Origin of the sequence: Streptomyces sp. NPDC050619, assembly GCF_040654815.1 — a bacterium.
In the GTDB taxonomy this organism is placed as follows: domain Bacteria; phylum Actinomycetota; class Actinomycetes; order Streptomycetales; family Streptomycetaceae; genus Streptomyces.
The window spans coordinates 1-1,219 of the sequence record NZ_JBFAIR010000160.1; the positions used below are offsets into that span (position 1 = coordinate 1).

2 protein-coding genes are annotated in these 1,219 nt (G+C 74.0%); both read right to left on the reverse strand.

All coding sequences use genetic code 11. From position 1 onward, the window contains the following. Positions 1-88: 88 nt before the first annotated feature. A complete protein-coding gene (locus AB0I77_RS53690; protein ID WP_363290350.1) occupies positions 89-766 on the reverse strand; it encodes a DUF2637 domain-containing protein in 678 nt (225 codons plus the stop codon). Positions 767-844: 78 nt separating this feature from the next. Beyond that, positions 845-1,039 (reverse strand): hypothetical protein, encoded by a 195-nt coding sequence (locus AB0I77_RS53695; protein ID WP_363290351.1) that lies wholly within the window; start codon positions 1,037-1,039, stop codon positions 845-847. Between the last annotated feature and the right edge of the window lie 180 nt (positions 1,040-1,219).

Here is a 1,219-nt window from a genome sequence, read left to right on the forward strand (position 1 = left end):
GTCGCGGTGGGCGCCGATCTGCACCGGGCCGATCCGCATCACGGAGTGGAAGTGGTCGCGGGCAGGCATGACGGGTTCTCCTTCCGGGTCAGGCGAGTTGGGCGGCGATGGCATCGGCGAGCTGGGGCGGGACGCCGAGGCGGGCGCGCAGGGTGTCGGTGTCGATGTGGGCGCCGGTGCGGGCCTGGTGGTCGGCGGCGAGCTTGCGGGCGTGGTCGACCAGCGCGGCCGGGACCGACGGAAGCGGCGAAGCCGGGGCAGCGGGTGCCAAGGCTGGGGTCCCGTCGGACACGGGAAGCGATGCCGGTTCGGGCTGCGGATCGGGGACGGATTCCCGCTCGACCTCCGGCGTCGGAGCCGGGCCCGTGGAGGCCGGCTGAACCGGCTCCAGGTCCTCGTCCTCGGCAGCGTGCGAGTGGGCGAGAAGGGTGCCGCCGAGGAAGGCGAGGGCGGGCCATCCGGCGACGCCGAGGCGGAGCAGGGCGGGCGGATTGGCGAGGTCGAGGAATCCGGCGGTGGCGACGTTGGCGCCGAGGGAGGCGACCAGGGCGACGAGGAACCAGCACCAGGCCAGCCGGGACGGGCCATCACTGCGGAGGCGCCGCCAGGCGGCGACCAGGAGCAGGTCAACCGAGACGGGATAGGCCCAGGCCTTCCAGCCGGACTGTCCGGCCGCGGCGGCGAGGTCATGAAGGTGGGCGAAGGACAGGGCACCGGCGATCACGGCCTGTACGAGCACGGCATCCGGGCGCAGCGCGGGACGCATCGCAGATCCTCCTTCCGGGAGTTGAGCCAGAGGCGGGGCGGGGAATCGGTGTCCGGCCGCCCAGCCCCTGGCGGGCGTTCAGTCGGTGGGGGCTTCGCCGATGCCCCAGCAGGTGAGGCACAGACCGGATTGACGGTCGTCGGTGACACGGCCTTTGCGGGCGCCGACCCGGACGGCTTCGGTGATCTCGCCGTTGCCGTCGCAGTCCGGGCACTTCGCGGGCACGGGCCTCGGGGTCTTGCGGCGGGCGGTGGGCCGTTTCGCGGTGGACATGGTCACCACCCCTGGCCGGGGTACTCGGGGCCCTCGTTGGGGTCGTGGCCGGGCGGGGTGGTGCCGGGCGGGGTGGTGCCGGGCGGCGGCTCCGGCAGCGATGCCGCCAGGCACGGGCCCACGGTGTCGATGAAGTCCTGATCGGCACCGAAGGTGTCGGCGTAGAGGGCGAGTTGGCGG